The 16,287-nt window shown below is 40.0% G+C and carries 13 protein-coding genes and 2 tRNA genes; 10 read left to right on the forward strand and 5 right to left on the reverse strand.

Annotation, left to right across the window (positions count from 1 at the left end; all coding sequences use genetic code 11):
- Window positions 1-30: 30 nt before the first annotated feature.
- The 5 genes from BXY_RS22940 to ribD form a co-directional block, all read right to left on the reverse strand.
- A complete protein-coding gene (locus tag BXY_RS22940; protein ID WP_008645182.1) occupies window positions 31-546 on the reverse strand; it encodes an OmpH/Skp family outer membrane protein in 516 nt (171 codons plus the stop codon).
- Between the two features lie 23 nt (window positions 547-569).
- Entirely contained in the window at window positions 570-3,224 is a 2,655-nt protein-coding gene (gene bamA, locus BXY_RS22945) for an outer membrane protein assembly factor BamA (RefSeq protein WP_004313003.1), read from the reverse strand.
- 30 nt (window positions 3,225-3,254) lie between these two features.
- Window positions 3,255-3,989 carry an isoprenyl transferase gene (locus BXY_RS22950; RefSeq protein ID WP_208946898.1) on the reverse strand — a complete coding sequence of 245 codons (735 nt, stop codon included), beginning with the start codon at window positions 3,987-3,989 and terminating at the stop codon, window positions 3,255-3,257.
- 25 nt (window positions 3,990-4,014) lie between these two features.
- Window positions 4,015-5,526 (reverse strand): DUF6242 domain-containing protein, encoded by a 1,512-nt coding sequence (locus tag BXY_RS22955; protein WP_208946899.1) that lies wholly within the window; start codon window positions 5,524-5,526, stop codon window positions 4,015-4,017.
- 142 nt (window positions 5,527-5,668) lie between these two features.
- On the reverse strand, window positions 5,669-6,724 hold the full coding sequence (ribD, locus tag BXY_RS22960; protein WP_015533053.1) for a bifunctional diaminohydroxyphosphoribosylaminopyrimidine deaminase/5-amino-6-(5-phosphoribosylamino)uracil reductase RibD: 1,056 nt from the start codon (window positions 6,722-6,724) through the stop codon (window positions 5,669-5,671).
- A 36-nt stretch (window positions 6,725-6,760) separates the two neighbouring features.
- On the opposite strand from ribD, the gene prmC reads away from it, so the two are divergent.
- From prmC to BXY_RS23010, 10 genes are all read left to right on the forward strand, one after another.
- Window positions 6,761-7,597, forward strand: coding sequence for a peptide chain release factor N(5)-glutamine methyltransferase (prmC, locus tag BXY_RS22965; protein ID WP_009040250.1), 837 nt, complete (start codon window positions 6,761-6,763; stop codon window positions 7,595-7,597).
- Complete coding sequence (locus BXY_RS22970) at window positions 7,594-8,076, forward strand: regulatory protein RecX (protein ID WP_009040251.1); 483 nt, start codon at window positions 7,594-7,596, stop codon at window positions 8,074-8,076. The genes prmC and BXY_RS22970 overlap by 4 nt, the downstream gene beginning before the upstream one ends.
- A 78-nt stretch (window positions 8,077-8,154) precedes the next feature.
- Window positions 8,155-8,793, forward strand: coding sequence for an orotate phosphoribosyltransferase (pyrE, locus tag BXY_RS22975; protein WP_004313008.1), 639 nt, complete (start codon window positions 8,155-8,157; stop codon window positions 8,791-8,793).
- A gap of 95 nt (window positions 8,794-8,888) precedes the next feature.
- Entirely contained in the window at window positions 8,889-9,299 is a 411-nt protein-coding gene (locus BXY_RS22980; protein WP_009040252.1) for an SRPBCC family protein, read from the forward strand.
- Window positions 9,300-9,309: 10 nt separating this feature from the next.
- Complete coding sequence (gene argH / locus BXY_RS22985) at window positions 9,310-10,650, forward strand: argininosuccinate lyase (protein WP_004305025.1); 1,341 nt, start codon at window positions 9,310-9,312, stop codon at window positions 10,648-10,650.
- A gap of 93 nt (window positions 10,651-10,743) precedes the next feature.
- Window positions 10,744-10,816 (forward strand) — tRNA-Gly (locus tag BXY_RS22990).
- Between the two features lie 16 nt (window positions 10,817-10,832).
- Window positions 10,833-10,916: transfer RNA gene (locus BXY_RS22995), tRNA-Leu, on the forward strand.
- Between the two features lie 281 nt (window positions 10,917-11,197).
- Window positions 11,198-11,740: an RNA polymerase sigma-70 factor gene (locus tag BXY_RS23000; RefSeq protein ID WP_004314638.1), complete on the forward strand. Its 543-nt coding sequence runs from the start codon at window positions 11,198-11,200 to the stop codon at window positions 11,738-11,740.
- 70 nt (window positions 11,741-11,810) lie between these two features.
- Window positions 11,811-12,797, forward strand: a complete 987-nt coding sequence (locus BXY_RS23005) for a FecR family protein (RefSeq protein WP_015533054.1) — start codon at window positions 11,811-11,813, stop codon at window positions 12,795-12,797.
- A gap of 161 nt (window positions 12,798-12,958) precedes the next feature.
- Window positions 12,959-16,282, forward strand: coding sequence for a TonB-dependent receptor (locus BXY_RS23010; protein WP_015533055.1), 3,324 nt, complete (start codon window positions 12,959-12,961; stop codon window positions 16,280-16,282).
- Window positions 16,283-16,287 lie beyond the last annotated feature (5 nt).

The following is a 16,287-nucleotide window of genomic DNA, read 5'->3' on the forward strand; positions in this document are numbered from 1 at the left end:
TTAGTTATTTCCAGCTGCAAATGTATGAAATTAATTTGAATATCCTAATCTTCTTAGTATTTCATCACTAATATCTATGCGTGGATTTGCAAATATTATACCTGTAGCAGAGGCTCTGTCGATAATCAAATCATATCCATGTTGCTGTGATATAGCTTTCACGGCTTCATAAATATCGTCCTGAATCGGAGTAATCAACTTATCTCTCATCTTGGCTAATTCGCCTTCCGGACCGAAGTAGTTACGCTTCAACTCGGCTGCCGCTTTTTCTTTAGCTACGATTGCATCTTCTGTCTTTGTCTTTTGTGCGGCAGAAAGAGTGGAAGATTTTGCCTGGTAATCCTGGAACATCTTCTGTGCTTCTTTTGCCAGGGCTTCTACTTCGCTCTGGTATTTCTTCGTAGCTTCTTGCATTTGCTCATTAGCGCTTTGAGCTGCCGGAATATTCTTCATGATATATTCCGTATCGATCAGTGCAAACTTCTGTGCATTTGCCGCCATGCTGACAGCAAACAGCATCATGATTAATAGAACAGACTTTCTCATAACGTTTAGTTTTTGATGATACATTAGAATTCTTGTCCTAAGATAAAGTGGAATTGACTTCCTCCGTATTGTTTAGAACCAAATACTTTATCGAAACCGTAACCCCAGTCAATACCCATCATACCAATCATCGGCAGGAAGATACGAACACCGACACCGGCAGAACGTTTCAACTCGAATGGATTGAATTTCTTGATATCGTGCCATGCGTTACCAGCTTCTAGGAAACCTAACACATAAATGTTAGTACTTGTTTCCAGCATCAACGGATATCTTAATTCAATGCCGAGGCGTGCGTAAGCATAACCTTCAGATCCGTATGGAGTTAATGAGCTGTTTTCGTAACCGCGCAAAGCGATACTTTCAGTTGCATAAGTTGAATAACCGGTCATACCGTCACCACCCACGTCGAATGTTCCGAACGGAGATTTCTTGTATTGGTTGTAGTGACCTAACAAACCGAATTCAGTACGTGTCATTAACACCAGACATTTCGGATGTGCAATCGGGTCCATCAACGGAGTATACGTTTTGCCTTTGAATTTCCATTTGTGGTATTCTATCCATTTATGAAGTTTATTCATGTTGTCCTGGGTAATGCTACCTGTTTCAGGGTTACTATAATATCCCTTATAGTCTTTACCGTCCATCAATGAGTAAGGCGGTGTAAGCTGAACTGACAATGAAAAATCTGAACCTGAACGGGGGAAGATCGGGTTGTCAATAGAGTTACGTGCCAAAGTCAATGAAATGCTAAGGTCATTACATTTACCGTTGGTTACCGGGAAGTATTGCCAGTCGCTTAAGTTGTAGCGTTGGTAAGCTAATTCTGCAGAAAGAGTGAAATAGTCATCCGGCCATTTCAGACGTTTACCCCAACCTACGGAAAGTCCCCACATCTTGATAGACTTGTCCGGGTCATAATAGTTTTCGTAGTTGTTATAGTTACCGTAATTGTACATACCATAACCACCGTAACCACTATACATGCTGTTGTAGTAGTTGTTGAAATAGCTGGAATTGTAGTAACGGCTACTGATGTCTGTTTGTACAGAGAAGAAAGCCGATACAGAGAATGAGTTCGGACGTTTACCGCCAAACCATGGATCGAAGAATGAAATACTGTATGATTGGTAGTATTTAGCATTCGTCTGTCCGCTGATGGTCAATGTCTGTCCGTCACCTTGCGGCAGGATACCACGGTAGTTTTCACCCGGGTGTAACAGGTTGGCTACAGAGAAGTTGGTAAACTTCAAACTCAACTTACCAATGATACCCGTTTGTCCCCAACCGGCAGAGAACTCTACCTGGTCGTTGGCTTTGGAAGTCAAAGGCAAGCCTATGTCAACAGTTCCGTTCATCGGATCCGGTTGAATATCCGGTTGTAGTTTTTCCGGGTCAAAGTGGCCCATTTGCTGGATTTCACGCAAAGAACGCATCAAGTCTTCTTTGCTGAACAGCTGTCCCGGGCGGATACGAAGTTCACGGCGAACGACGTTTTCATACAAACGGTCGTTACCACTGATCTTAATCTTATTGATAGTAGCCTGACGGCCTTCATAGATTCTCATTTCGAGGTCGATAGAGTCGCCTACGATATTTACTTCTACCGGATCAAGGTTGTAGAAGAGGTAACCGTTATTGTAATATAAGTTACCGATAGCATCGTCGTCTGTAGAAACACGCTCATTCAACAACTTCTGGTTGTATACATCGCCTTTCTTCATACGAAGCAGGAAGTTCAACTGTTCCGACGGATAAAGAGTATTACCTACCCATGTCACGTTACGGAGATAATATTTCTGACCTTCGTCTATATCCAAATATACATCTACCGTCTTTTCATCATATTGTGAAACGCTGTCTTTAACGATCATTGCATCACGATATCCCAGCTCATTATACTTGTCGATGATAAGTTGTTTATCTGCTTCAAAGTTTTCCGGCACGAATTTCTTGGTGCGGAACAAGTTTAGAAGTTTACCTTTCTCATTGGTTTTCTTCATTACTTTTTTCAGCTTGGAAGCCTTGATTGCAGTGTTTCCTGCAATGGTGATTTTGTGTACTTTGATTTTCTCCTTTTTGTCTATATCAATGTCCACAATCACCTGATTCTCGCTGGAAGGATCGTCTTTCTGTGCGATGATTACTTCGGCATTTTTAAATCCCTTGTCATCAAAATAACGTTTAATCAATGTTTTGGCACGGTCTACGGTATTCGGAGTAATCTGCATACCTTTTACCATTCCTAGTTTGGCCTCAAGGTCGGTACGTTCTGACTTTTTCACACCGTGGTAGCGTACATCTGCGATACGTGGGCGTTGTGTCAGACTGATTTTTAACCAGATTTTGTTGCCTTCTATTTTCTCGGCTGTGATTTGTACATTTGAGAACAAACCATGACGCCAATAACGTTTGATTGCTCCAGTGATTTCGTCACCCGGCACAGTAATTGTTTGTCCTACCGATAGTCCGGATAGTCCAATCAATACATAGTCTTCATAATTCTTTACGCCTTCGACTTTAATATCTGCTATCTCATACTTTTTGGGTGTTCCGGAGTATAAGATGACAGGTTTTGAGTCTTCATCAGTGTTAGCATTTTGCGCAACGCCTGTTGTCGCAAAGCAGCACAGGCAGACAAACGTTATGAATATAAAGGAAATACGATAATGCATTTATGTTATAATTTGATGTTTCGAGTTATATTAGCTGATCTGTTCACTGGTTTTGCCGAATCGGCGTTCCCTTTGTTGGTATTCCCAAATGGCTTTGTAGAGTTCTTCTTTGTCGAAGTCCGGCCAGAAGGTATCACAAAAATAAAGCTCCGAATAAGCACATTGCCATAAGAGATAATTGCTTAACCGGATTTCTCCTCCCGTGCGGATCAGTAAATCCGGGTCGGGCATAAAATTAGTATCCAGATGAGATGAGATACACTCATCGGTTATTTGCTCGGGAGATATTTCTCCCGTTTTTACCTGCGTTGCTATTTGCCGTACCGCTTCTGTTATTTCCCAACGGGATGAGTAACTAAGAGCTAGTACCATATACATTCCACTATTCTTGGATGTGCGTTCTATACATGACGTCAAACTTTTCTGAACTTCAACCGGTAACTTCTTGAAATCACCGATTACGTTGAAGCGAATATTGTTCTTCATCAGTGTCTCTTCTTCAATAGATTCTAGCAATAGATTCATCAAAGCCGCTATCTCGTCTAGCGGCCGATTCCAGTTCTCGGTTGAGAAGGTATAAAGTGTCAGGTACTTAATCCCCAGTCTGGCAGCATCTTCAGTAATATTCTGTACCGTTTCTGCGCCAGCACGGTGACCGTAAGTACGTTCTTCCCCTCGTTGTTTTGCCCATCGTCCGTTTCCATCCATAATGATGGCTACGTGTTGTGGTATCCGAGTTTTGTCTATTTGTTCTATATAGGACATCTTTTTATTTTAAACGTATACGTTTTTATTTCTTGGCATTTGCCAAATCAAACCATAGCTGATTAAGACGACCACGCCATACCTCTGAATCATGCTCATATGTGCGTGTTTCAGTTGTGGTTGCCTTCGTACTTTCTTCTTTTTCTACCTCTTCTTTGAAACTAGCACTTCCTTTACTAAAGATAATCCATAGATTTTGAGTATCAGGATCTAGTACCATTGAATAGTTGGTTTTGCCTCTGAATTCAGGATCTACATCGGGATCTGGAGTTCCTCCTTTGCTCCAATCTCTATGGGGGAAAGAGAACTTAGCATTCGCCTTTTTCCAGAATAACCCTTGATTGGAAACATAAATAGAACTGAAGTCTTGACCAAATATGTATACTAAGTCATTATAATATACAATAGATGGTTGAGTGTATTTAGGGCAGTATGCAACAGAGGAAGTAGTTGAGAACTCAACCCATTTGTTTCCGTCATACGCCCATACAATGGTCGTTTCTAATTTACTGTCATCAGCCAAAGTCGCAGTTTCTGTATCTCCTACTAAAAGGACTGAATTAATATTTGTTGCAGTCGTATGTATTGTGTAGGATATGTTTTTAGTCGGAAACGTTTCTGGTACTTTTCCTCCTTCATAAGTTTCAATAGTCTCTTGTTGTTTATCATTTGTTTGATAATAGAAATAGCGTTGTTCATCTGCTCCTTTCTTTATATAACAAATTCTGCTGACATCGTTATTAGTCAATGTGGCTAGTAGCAATTCCACTCCCTTACCAAATATCGTTGATTCATTCCAATTTTCCCCATCTGCCGATTCATATACTTTACCATCACCATTGGAGGTGGCATATAACATGGTTTTGCTTCTGTTGAATTGGAAGGCAATGATAGAAGTCGGAAGTTTATCTTCCGGTAATCCTACAGTTGCTTGTGGAGCCCCATTGCCGAAGTTAGTTAAAGAATTCTTATATACATATAACTTGTTGTTCACTACAGAGTATGTGAAAACTTCACTTCCAAAAATAATAGACTTTTGTTCTCCTGTAATTTGAATTTGGTTATTAATTTTATCCATATACTTCCATCTTAACGAATCCGGATCATAGTCATGCACATTTACTTTGATCTTGTATTCCTTAGTCTGATTAGGAGATATACCCGCTAATGCTTCTGTTGACCATACTTTTATAGTAAGTTCTTTCCGAAGATCGATCGAATCATTGATGTTTAAAACGGAATCGTTTCCGCTTTTGTCCTTCATCGTAACGACACCTGATGCCGTTGTTAATGTTTTGATTAAAATCTTGTCAATGATGGTATCAGCATGAACAGGAAGAGAGTCTTCGTTATAGATTTCACATGATAATTGGTCAATTGTGAATTTATAACTCCCAAGGCCTGCTGTGTCAAGTGCAAACGCATGTATAGTTGCATCCGGGCTATATTCGATGTTATTATCGTCATCAAGACATGACGTTATAACAAATGACACCATGAAAAAACTCGCAATGAATGATAAAAACTTTATTTTCATTTGAAAGATTGTGTTTATTTACAAGTTGCAAAAATAGAAACATTTTTTCCGATAATGAACATTACAGGTAAGTTTTATATAAAATTATAGATAATAACACTGTTTTTATCGACGTAAAACCCCCTGAATAGAACTATCTTAGCTATATTCGACGAACATAATGCCAAATTTGTCTTTCGAAGTGTTCTTCTATCGAATAACTAAAATTATCGTCCATTTGAGGTGCTTTAACACCGGAGTGTAACCGGCCGGGGCACTTTTCGATATAGGCTTCATCCCATAGCTCATTATCAATGAATGATTGCAGCAATTGCCTGCCTCCTTCCACCAATAATGATTGTATTTTTCGTTGATACAATGCTTCCATGATCTGTTTCAATGGGTTATGGCTAAAGTTGATGGTGATATATGTGATGTTCTTTTTTTCTGGCTGTTGCTTTTCAGTAAAGATTAATGTGGGCACGTTGCCATCGAATATTTGTAAATCATTAGGGAGGGATAGCGTGCGATCTAACACAACGCGTATCGGGTTGTGCCCATACCAGTTGCGTACCGTAAGTGCCGGATTATCCAATAAAGCAGTTCGCCTGCCTACCATAATCGCATCCGCCTCCGCTCTTTTTTTATGCACTAGCATGGAAGTAAGAGGAGAGGAGAGGACTACCGGTTTTCCGTCTGTACGTTCTATATCAATAAAGTGATCGGCTGATTCTGCCCATTTCAGTGTAATGAAAGGACGGTGAAGCATATTAAAAGTGATAAAACGGCGAATCAGCGATTTACATTCTTCCTCTAATACACCAACTGTCACTTCTCGTCCGGCATCCCGTAATTTCTGAATTCCCCGTCCGGCCACTTCTGAAAAAGGGTCTTGGCAACCGATAACAATGCGTGGAATTTGCTTCTCTATAATAAGATCGGCACAAGGAGGCGTTTTCCCATAGTGGGAACAAGGCTCCAGACTGACATAAATCGTGGAACGTTTCAACAATGACTCATCTTTGACAGAACGGATCGCATTAACCTCCGCATGCGCCTCGCCACAGCGAATGTGGTAACCTTCACCGATAATTCGCCCGTTACATACGATAACGGCCCCTACCATCGGGTTTGGAGATACGTTGCATAACCCATTCTTTGCAAGCTCAATGCAACGTCTCATGTATTTTTCTTCTTCCATTTTGGTGCTCTTCGCCATATTATTCTTACTTTTGCACTCCGAAATTGTGAAAATATGAATCGTATCACCGCTTACATTCGCCAATCTTTGCAGGAAATCTATCCACCGGAGGAGGTAAAAGCCCTTTCGATGCTGATTTGTTGCGACATGTTAGGTTTAGATGCGCTCGATATTTACATGGGCAAAGATATAATTTTATCCGAATGCAAACAGCGTGAATTAGAAAACATTATATTCCGTTTACAGAAAAATGAACCTATACAGTACATTCATGGTATTGCGGAGTTTTGTGGAAGGAATTTTAAGGTTGCTTCCGGCGTACTGATTCCCCGGCCGGAGACCGCGGAGCTTGTGGAACTAATAGTAGAGGAGAATCCAAATGCTCGTCGTCTATTAGATATAGGTACGGGAAGCGGATGTATTGCAATCTCTTTGGATAAAAAACTTCCGGATGCAAAAGTAGAAGCTTGGGATATTTCCGAAGAAGCATTAGCTATTGCTCGTAAAAACAATGACGCCTTGGAAGCTCGGGTGAGATTTCTACAAAGAGATGTTCTAGCCGATGACTGGGAAAAGATACCGTCTTTCGATGTTATTGTCAGCAATCCGCCTTATGTGACCGAAACGGAAAAGAACGAAATGGACGCTAATGTCCTTGAATGGGAACCGGGGCTGGCTCTGTTTGTTCCTGACGAGGACCCTTTACGGTTTTATAATCGTATAGCCCGTCTGGGAAGTGAATTACTCTTGCCGGGTGGGAAACTTTATTTTGAAATCAACCAGGCCTATGGCCGGGAAACAGCACACATACTTGAAATGAACCAATATCGTGATGTTCGTGTTATAAGAGACATATTTGGAAAAGATAGAATAGTTACAGCTAACCGATGAGTGCACAATTAACTGATGAAGAGGCTTTAAATCGCGTAGCCTCTTACTGCTCCACTGCCGAGCATTGTCGGGCAGAAATAAATGAGAAGTTACAACGTTGGGGAATTGCCTATGATACCATTGCGCGTATTCTTGACCGACTGGAATCAGAGAAGTTTATCGATGATGAACGTTTCTGCAGAGCTTTTGTGAATGACAAGTTCCGCTTTGCCAAGTGGGGGAAAATGAAAATAGCCCAAGGGCTTTATATGAAGAAGATCCCATCTGATGTGGCATGGCGTTATCTGAACGAGATTGATGAAGAAGAATACCTTTCTATTCTGCGTGACCTGCTGGCTTCCAAACGGAAAAGTATCCATGCAGCAGACGATTATGAATTGAATGGAAAGCTGAAGCGATTCGCTATGAGTCGTGGCTTTGAACTGAAAGATATTAAGCGTTGTATCGACATTCCCGATGAAGAGGAACAAATTGACTGAAAAAATAAACGGATTCTTCTTTTTATTCTCGTTCAATTTCTGTACTTTTGCGGCAAATAATTAATAGTTAGTTTAGTTATGAAAAACTTAGAGAGACTATTTGCGGAGAAACTGTTGAAGATTAAAGCTATTAAACTTCAACCCGCTAACCCTTTTACATGGGCTTCTGGATGGAAATCCCCCTTTTACTGTGACAACCGTAAAACTCTGTCCTATCCTTCTCTTCGTAATTTTGTGAAGATTGAAATTACACGTCTGATATTGGAACGATTCGGACAGGTGGATGCGATTGCTGGTGTGGCTACAGGTGCTATCCCGCAGGGAGCTTTAGTGGCTGATGCATTGAATCTGCCGTTCGTGTATGTTCGTTCTACCCCCAAAGATCATGGATTGGAGAACCTGATTGAAGGTGAACTTCGTCCGGGTATGAAAGTCGTAGTCGTAGAGGATTTGATTTCTACAGGTGGTAGTAGTTTGAAGGCTGTTGAAGCAATTCGTCGCGATGGTTGCGAAGTGATCGGTATGGTTGCAGCTTATACGTATGGATTCCCGGTAGCAGAAGAGGCATTCAAAAATGCGAAAGTGACTTTGGTAACGTTGACCAATTATGAAGCAGTGCTTGATGTTGCTCTTCGTACAGGTTATATTGAAAAAGAAGACATACAGACATTGAACGAATGGCGTAAAGACCCTGCTCATTGGGATGCTGGAAAATAAGATTCATTTTTTGATCAAACATATTTGGTAAAAAGAACTGTTCGGACAATATCTGGCCGGATTGTTCTTTTTTTGTTTTATACTAATAGAAGTTTATGAGTAATTTTGAGAGTAGTGTCAAGGTAATACCTTACAGCCAGGAGCGCGTATATAATAAACTTTCGGATTTAAGTAATCTGGAAGCAGTCAAAGACCGTTTGCCAAAAGATAAGGTGCAGGATTTGAGTTTTGATTCGGACACGTTGAGTTTTAGTGTTTCCCCTATTGGACAATTGACTTTGCAAATTATAGAGCGCGATCCTTGTAAATGTATAAAGTTGGCGACAACTAACTCTCCTCTTCCTTTTAATATGTGGATTCAACTGGTTGAAACTGCAGAAGAAGAGTGTAAAGTGAAGGTAACTATCGGAATGGATCTTAATCCATTTATGAAAGCAATGGTGCAGAAACCTCTCCAGGAAGGTTTGGAGAAGATGGTTGATATGTTGGCAGTTATTGAATATTAAACTTTTTTTTATGGCACAGAAACTTTGGGAGAAGTCCGTACAGGTAAATAAGGATATCGAACGTTTCACGGTAGGTCGTGATCGTGAGATGGATCTTTATTTGGCCAAGCATGATGTGCTTGGTTCTATGGCTCATATTACGATGCTTGAAAGCATTGGGTTGTTGACGAAAGAAGAACTGGACCAGTTGCTGGTGGAATTGAAGAGTATTTATGCCTCGGCTGAAAAAGGCGAATTTGTGATAGAAGACGGGGTGGAAGATGTACATTCGCAGGTAGAATTGATGTTGACCCGTCGTTTGGGTGATATCGGAAAGAAAATACATAGTGGCCGTTCCAGAAATGATCAGGTTCTGTTGGACTTGAAACTTTTTACCCGTACGCAAATAAAAGAGGTTGCCGAAGCGGTAGAACAACTATTTCATGTCTTGATCCGTCAGAGCGAACGGTATAAAAACGTTTTGATGCCGGGATATACACACCTGCAGATTGCAATGCCTTCTTCTTTTGGCTTGTGGTTTGGTGCCTACGCCGAGAGTCTTATGGACGATATGCTGTTTTTGCAGGCAGCATTTAAAATGTGCAATCGTAATCCATTAGGTTCAGCAGCCGGATATGGTTCGTCTTTTCCTTTGAACCGTACCATGACGACTGACTTATTAGGTTTTGATTCAATGAATTACAATGTTGTATATGCTCAAATGGGGCGTGGAAAGATGGAACGCAATGTTGCTTTTGCATTGGCTACGATTGCCGGGACGATTTCCAAATTAGCTTTTGACGCCTGTATGTTTAACAGTCAAAACTTCGGTTTCGTTAAGTTGCCTGATGACTGTACCACGGGGTCCAGCATTATGCCTCATAAGAAGAATCCCGATGTCTTTGAACTGACACGTGCTAAATGTAATAAACTGCAATCGCTTCCCCAACAGATCATGATGATTGCGAATAATTTGCCTTCTGGCTATTTCCGTGATTTGCAGATTATCAAAGAAGTTTTCCTTCCTGCTTTTCAGGAACTGAAAGACTGTTTGCAGATGACAACCTATATCATGAATGAAATAAAGGTAAATGAACATATTCTTGATGATGACAAATACCTCCTTATTTTTAGCGTGGAAGAGGTAAATCGTTTGGCACGTGAAGGTATGCCTTTCCGTGATGCATATAAGAAGGTTGGTTTGGATATTGAAGCAGGTAAATTCTCGCATACTAAAGAAGTACACCATACTCATGAAGGTAGTATCGGCAACCTCTGTAATGCAGAAATCTCCGCATTGATGCAGCAAGTGATTGATGGATTCAACTTTTGTGGAATGGAGAAAGCGGAGAAAGCACTGCTTGGAAGATAAAATAGACTTTCGGAGGATAGTTTTTTAAACTTTCCTCCGAAAAGATTTGGCAGAAACAAGTAAACTACTTATCTTTGCACCCGTTGAAAAAACGCGGAAATAGCTCAGTTGGTAGAGCATAACCTTGCCAAGGTTAGGGTCGCGAGTTCGAGTCTCGTTTTCCGCTCTTTCTTTGAAAGGATGCTCGAATGGTGGAATGGTAGACACGAAGGACTTAAAATCCTTTGGCCATTGCGGCTGTGCGGGTTCAAGTCCCGCTTCGAGTACGAGTATTCTTTATAAGGCTTCATGAATCATTGATTCATGAAGCCTTTTTATTTTTATGGGTGTATAATATACATTTTATTTATTTTCTGGAAAGCTCTATATGATAGCTGCTTGGAAGAAATAAACCAAAAAAGAGTTATAATATTTTTTTATTGTGTTATTAATCTTTTATTTTGCTTTTAGATTATGATTTAATGTATAATATTATATTGAATCATTCCTTAGACCTAAATATATGTAATATTTGATTTAACCGCTAACACTGAAAAATACTAGAGAGATGGAGAATAATGACAGGCAGATTGAATTAAAGTTTCAGAGGTTTTTCACTGTAAATTTTCCAAAGGTAAAGAACTTTGCTCAAATGCTGCTAAAATCGGAAGCGGATGCAGAAGATGTGGCTCAAGATGTTTTCTGTAAGCTCTGGTTGCAGCCTGAGTTGTGGCTGGATAATGATAAAGAACTAGACAATTATATTTTTATAATGACTAGAAATATAGTTCTGAATATCTTTAAACATCAACAAGTAGAACAGGAATATCAGTCGGAAGTTATAGAGAAGACTCTTCTTTATGAATTAACAGAAAAGGAAGAGATCTTGAATAACGTATATTATAAGGAGATGTTGATGATTATTCAACTCACCCTGGAGAAAATGCCGAAGCGTCGGAGGTTGATATTCGAACTTAGTCGTTTCAGGGGATTAAGTCATAAAGAAATAGCTGATAAACTCGATGTTTCTATCCGAACAATAGAGCATCAGGTTTATTTGGCATTGATCGAATTAAAGAAGGTACTCCTCTTTTTTATTTTTTTTCTCTAATATTTTTAAGTAGTATGTATGTAGTAGTTGTATTTAGTGTATAAAGCCCAAAAAAGAAAGAAAAAGATTCATGAAAAATTATATTCAACAACTCGTAGAATTATTCGGCCATAATAGCTATTCAGCCGGAACACAGAAGAAAGTGCAACAGTGGTTGGCTGATGAGGAGCATGTTGATGAAAAGAGTGAGGCTCTTCGTGAGCTTTGGAAACAAGCAGGAGAACAGAAAGTGCCTGATGGCATGCAACAATCAATACAACGAATGCGGCAGAATCTGGGAATGCAGTCTATCACTTCACGTAGAAATTACCAGTTGCTTATATGGAGAGCTGCAGCTATTTTCTTGTTAGCAGTCTCATCCGTTTCTATTTATTTGATGTTGGAAAAGGAACGGCCGGAAAAAGATTTAGTTGAATGCTATATACCGACAGCGGAAATTCGTGAACTTACATTACCGGATGGTACAAATGTCATGCTGAATTCGAAGAGTATACTACTATATCCGGAAAAATTTACAGGAGAGACTAGAAGTGTATATTTGATTGGTGAGGCCAACTTTAAAGTGAAACCGGATAAGAAGCATCCTTTCATTGTAAAGGCCAGTGATTATCAAGTTACTGCTTTAGGTACTGAATTTAATGTAAATGCTTATCCGGAAAATAGCGAACTGATGGCTACTTTGCTGGAAGGTAGTGTGAAAGTTGAATTCAATAACTTGCTGTCCAATATTATTTTAAAGCCTAATGAACAGTTGGTATATGACAAACATACGAAAGCGCACAATCTGCGGATGCCTGAGATAGATGATGTGACGGCATGGCAACGTGGGGAATTGGTTTTTAGTAATATGTATCTGGAGGATATTTTTACAAGTCTTGAACGCAAATTTCCTTATGCTTTTGTATATAGCCTTCATAGCTTGAAAAAGAATACATATAGTTTCCGCTTCTCCAAACAGGCGAATCTGGAGGAAGTTATGAAGATTATATCGCAAGTTGTAGGAAATGTAAACTATGTTATCAAGGGAAATAAGTGCTATGTAACTAGTAAAGAATAAATATATTGTAGAACCTTTTAAATTTAATACGTAATGCAAAAAAATACCCGGAAGGAATGGCCGTTCCTCCCGGATATGAAATCAATCTCTTTTAATATTAGCGTAATATTGACGCTATTCTGAATGATCCTAGAATAATAACCAATTAACTAATACTAAAGATGCTACAAATCTACGAAAAAATAGCAGAAAAAATAGCTCATAAGCGGGTCTTTCTCACTTTTTTAAGTCTTATTCTTATACAGACTTTCGCTTTGGCTCAAAATGATAGTAAAATAACTATCCAGCAGAAGAACATCACTGTCATTGATGCCTTAAAAACTGTGGAAAAACAGTCCAAAAGGTCTATAAATTATAGTGATTCCGAATTAAAAGGAAAAGTAATAGCCCAGTTAAACTTGCAGAATGCATCCCTCGAGACCGCACTTGATACCATCTTAAAAGGGACGGGCTTTTCATTCCAGATTCAAGGTAACTACATCATAATAGCTGAAAAGAAGCCTGTAGTTGCACAAACCCTTAAAAATATCAAAGGAAAGGTTACTGATGAAAGCGGTGAACCGTTGATTGGAGTAAATATATCTGTGGATGGTAGTTCTACAGGTACGATTACCGATTTCGATGGTAACTTTACGATCAAGGCGGCAGAGAAATCTATTCTCAAAGTATCTTATATCGGATATGCTGCACAGATAATTCCTGTTTCCAAGAAAGATTTCTATCCGGTTGTAATGAAGCAGGATACAGAAGTGCTCGATGAAGTTGTTGTGACGGCATTGGGTATCAAACGTGCAGAAAAGGCGTTGTCTTACAATGTACAACAAGTCAAGGGAGATGCTCTGACTACGGTAAAAGATGCTAACTTCGTAAACTCGCTGAACGGTAAGATAGCCGGAGTGAGTATAAACAAAAGTGCTAGTGGAGTTGGTGGTGCGACACGTGTTGTAATGCGTGGTGCAAAATCTATTGAAGGTGATAATAATGCTTTGTATGTGGTGGACGGTATTCCTTTGTTCAATACCAATATGGGAAATACCGACAGTGGTATTATGGGTGAAGGTAAGGCCGGAACAGAAGGAATCGCCGACTTCAATCCCGAAGATATTGAAAGTCTTTCTGTTTTGAGTGGTCCTTCGGCTGCTGCGTTGTATGGTAGTAGTGCCGCTAACGGTGTAATTTTGATTACCACTAAAAAAGGAAAAGAAGGAAAACTTTCAGTGCAGTTCTCTTCTTCTTCAGAGTTCAGCAAAGCTTATATGACTCCTGAGTTTCAAAATACGTATGGTAACAAAAAAGATATGTATGAAAGCTGGGGTGAGAAACTGTTGACTCCTACAAGTTATGATCCTAAGAAGGATTTCTTTAATACCGGAACAAACTTTATTAATTCGGTAACGTTGACCACCGGGACGAAATCGAATCAGACTTTTGCTTCTGTTTCTTCTACCAATTCCAAAGGTATTGTGCCTAATAATGAATATGATCGTTTGAATTTCACAATCCGTAATACGGCAACTTTCCTTAATGATAAATTACAACTCGATTTAGGTGCGTCGTATGTGAAACAGAAAGACAAGAATATGGTATCGCAAGGACAATATTGGAATCCGGTGATGGCCGCCTATTTATTCCCTCGTGGTGAAGACTTTAATGGAATTAAGTCATTCGAACATTTCGATGAAAGTCGCCAACTTCCGGTTCAGTATTGGCCGGTGGCAGATCCGGTATATGCTTCACAGAACCCTTACTGGACTGCTTATCGCAATGTAGCTACGAATGAAAAGAGTCGTTATATGTTCAACGTAGGGTTGACTTATAATATTACCGATTGGTTGAATGCGACAGCCCGTTTCAGAATGGATGACACACATGTATTGTTTGAACGCAAGATTTACGCTTCATCCGACGATAAATTTGCGGAAGGAAAGAAAGGACTGTATGGATACAATAACTATGAAGACCGTCAGGAATATGCCGACTTTATGTTGAACGTAAATAAACATATAGCTGATTTCAGTATTTCTGCCAATGCGGGTTGGAACTATTCTAACTATTGGGCATTGGAGAGAGGATACAAAGGGACATTATTGGGAGTGCCCAATAAATTTGCGGCTTCTAATATCGATCCGGCTAATGGTCGTATCTCAGAAAAGGGTGGTGATAGTCGTGTACGTAATCATGCTGTTTTTGCCAATTTGGAACTTGGTTGGAAGAGTATGCTTTATTTGACGCTGACCGGACGTAATGACTGGAATTCACGTTTGGTGAATACCGATGAAGAATCTTTCTTCTATCCCTCAATCGGTCTGTCCGGGATTATTTCCGAGATGGTCAAATTGCCCGAATTTATCTCTTACCTGAAAGTTCGCGGTTCGTATACGGAAGTCGGTGCGCCTGTATCCCGTTCGGGACTGACTCCGGGTACGGTAACTACCCCTATTGTGGGTGGTGCATTAGATCCTACCGGTATCTATCCGTTTACTGATTTCAAGGCAGAGCGTACAAAGTCATACGAATTTGGATTAAGTCTGAAGTTGTGGAATAAATTAAGTGCGGAGGTAACCTACTATCATTCTAATACATACAATCAGACCTTCTTGGGTGATCTTCCGGAATATACCGGATACAAGCAGATTTATTTGCAGGCCGGTAATGTGGAAAATCGTGGTTGGGAGGCTTCATTAAGCTATTCCGATCGGTTTAAGTTCGGATTAGGAATCTCTTCAACATTGACATTCTCTCGTAATATAAATGAGATTAAGGAGATGGTTGAAAACTATCATACGGATTTGATGGATGAACCGATTAATATTCCGGAGGTTTTGAAGGATGGTGGTCGTGTCATCTTGAAAGAAGGCGGAAGTATCCACGATATTTATGCCAACACCTTCTTAAAGAAAGACCACTTGGGATATGTTGAGGTAAAGAGCGACGGAACCTTTGGAATGGAAAAGGGGGAACCTGTTTATTTGGGAAAAACTTCTCCTGACTTTAATCTGGGATGGAGTAATATGTTGACATACAAAGGCTTTGGACTCGGATTCCAAATCAACGGGCGTTTTGGTGGTGTGGTGACCTCTTCTACAGAGGCATTGCTTGATCGTTACGGTGTGTCCAAACGTTCGGCTGAGGCTCGTGAAGCGGGAGGCGTATTGTTGAAGGGACAAGGTCTGGTAGATGCGAAGTCTTATTATCAGATGACAGGTACGGGAAATTATGAAACTTCCGGTTACTATGTATACAGTGCCACCAATATTCGTTTGCAAGAACTTACCTTTAGCTATACTATGCCTAATAAGTGGTTTGGTAACGTGTTGAAAGATGTTACAGTTTCGTTTATAGCCAACAATCCTTGGATGTTGTATTGCGAAGCTCCGTTCGATCCGGAACTGACTCCTTCCACTAGTACTTACGGACAAGGTAATGATTATTTTATGCAACCGAGTGTTCGTAGCTTTGGCTTCGGTATTAAATTTAAATTATAATACAC

It is taken from the genome of Bacteroides xylanisolvens XB1A (genome assembly GCF_000210075.1).
Classification (GTDB): domain Bacteria; phylum Bacteroidota; class Bacteroidia; order Bacteroidales; family Bacteroidaceae; genus Bacteroides; species Bacteroides xylanisolvens.

What these genes read in the sequence shown, in the direction of transcription:
- BXY_RS23005 (WP_015533054.1), top strand. Translation starts at nt 11,811, where the DNA reads ATGAAAAATTATATTCAACAACTCGTAGAATTATTCGGCCATAATAGC.
- argH (WP_004305025.1), top strand. Translation starts at nt 9,310, where the DNA reads ATGGCACAGAAACTTTGGGAGAAGTCCGTACAGGTAAATAAGGATATC.
- BXY_RS23000 (WP_004314638.1), top strand. Translation starts at nt 11,198, where the DNA reads ATGGAGAATAATGACAGGCAGATTGAATTAAAGTTTCAGAGGTTTTTC.
- pyrE (WP_004313008.1), top strand. Translation starts at nt 8,155, where the DNA reads ATGAAAAACTTAGAGAGACTATTTGCGGAGAAACTGTTGAAGATTAAA.
- bamA (WP_004313003.1), bottom strand. Translation starts at nt 3,224, where the DNA reads ATGCATTATCGTATTTCCTTTATATTCATAACGTTTGTCTGCCTGTGC.
- BXY_RS22950 (WP_208946898.1), bottom strand. Translation starts at nt 3,989, where the DNA reads ATGTCCTATATAGAACAAATAGACAAAACTCGGATACCACAACACGTA.
- BXY_RS22940 (WP_008645182.1), bottom strand. Translation starts at nt 546, where the DNA reads ATGAGAAAGTCTGTTCTATTAATCATGATGCTGTTTGCTGTCAGCATG.
- BXY_RS23010 (WP_015533055.1), top strand. Translation starts at nt 12,959, where the DNA reads ATGCTACAAATCTACGAAAAAATAGCAGAAAAAATAGCTCATAAGCGG.
- BXY_RS22970 (WP_009040251.1), top strand. Translation starts at nt 7,594, where the DNA reads ATGAGTGCACAATTAACTGATGAAGAGGCTTTAAATCGCGTAGCCTCT.
- BXY_RS22980 (WP_009040252.1), top strand. Translation starts at nt 8,889, where the DNA reads ATGAGTAATTTTGAGAGTAGTGTCAAGGTAATACCTTACAGCCAGGAG.
- ribD (WP_015533053.1), bottom strand. Translation starts at nt 6,724, where the DNA reads ATGGCGAAGAGCACCAAAATGGAAGAAGAAAAATACATGAGACGTTGC.
- prmC (WP_009040250.1), top strand. Translation starts at nt 6,761, where the DNA reads ATGAATCGTATCACCGCTTACATTCGCCAATCTTTGCAGGAAATCTAT.
- BXY_RS22955 (WP_208946899.1), bottom strand. Translation starts at nt 5,526, where the DNA reads ATGAAAATAAAGTTTTTATCATTCATTGCGAGTTTTTTCATGGTGTCA.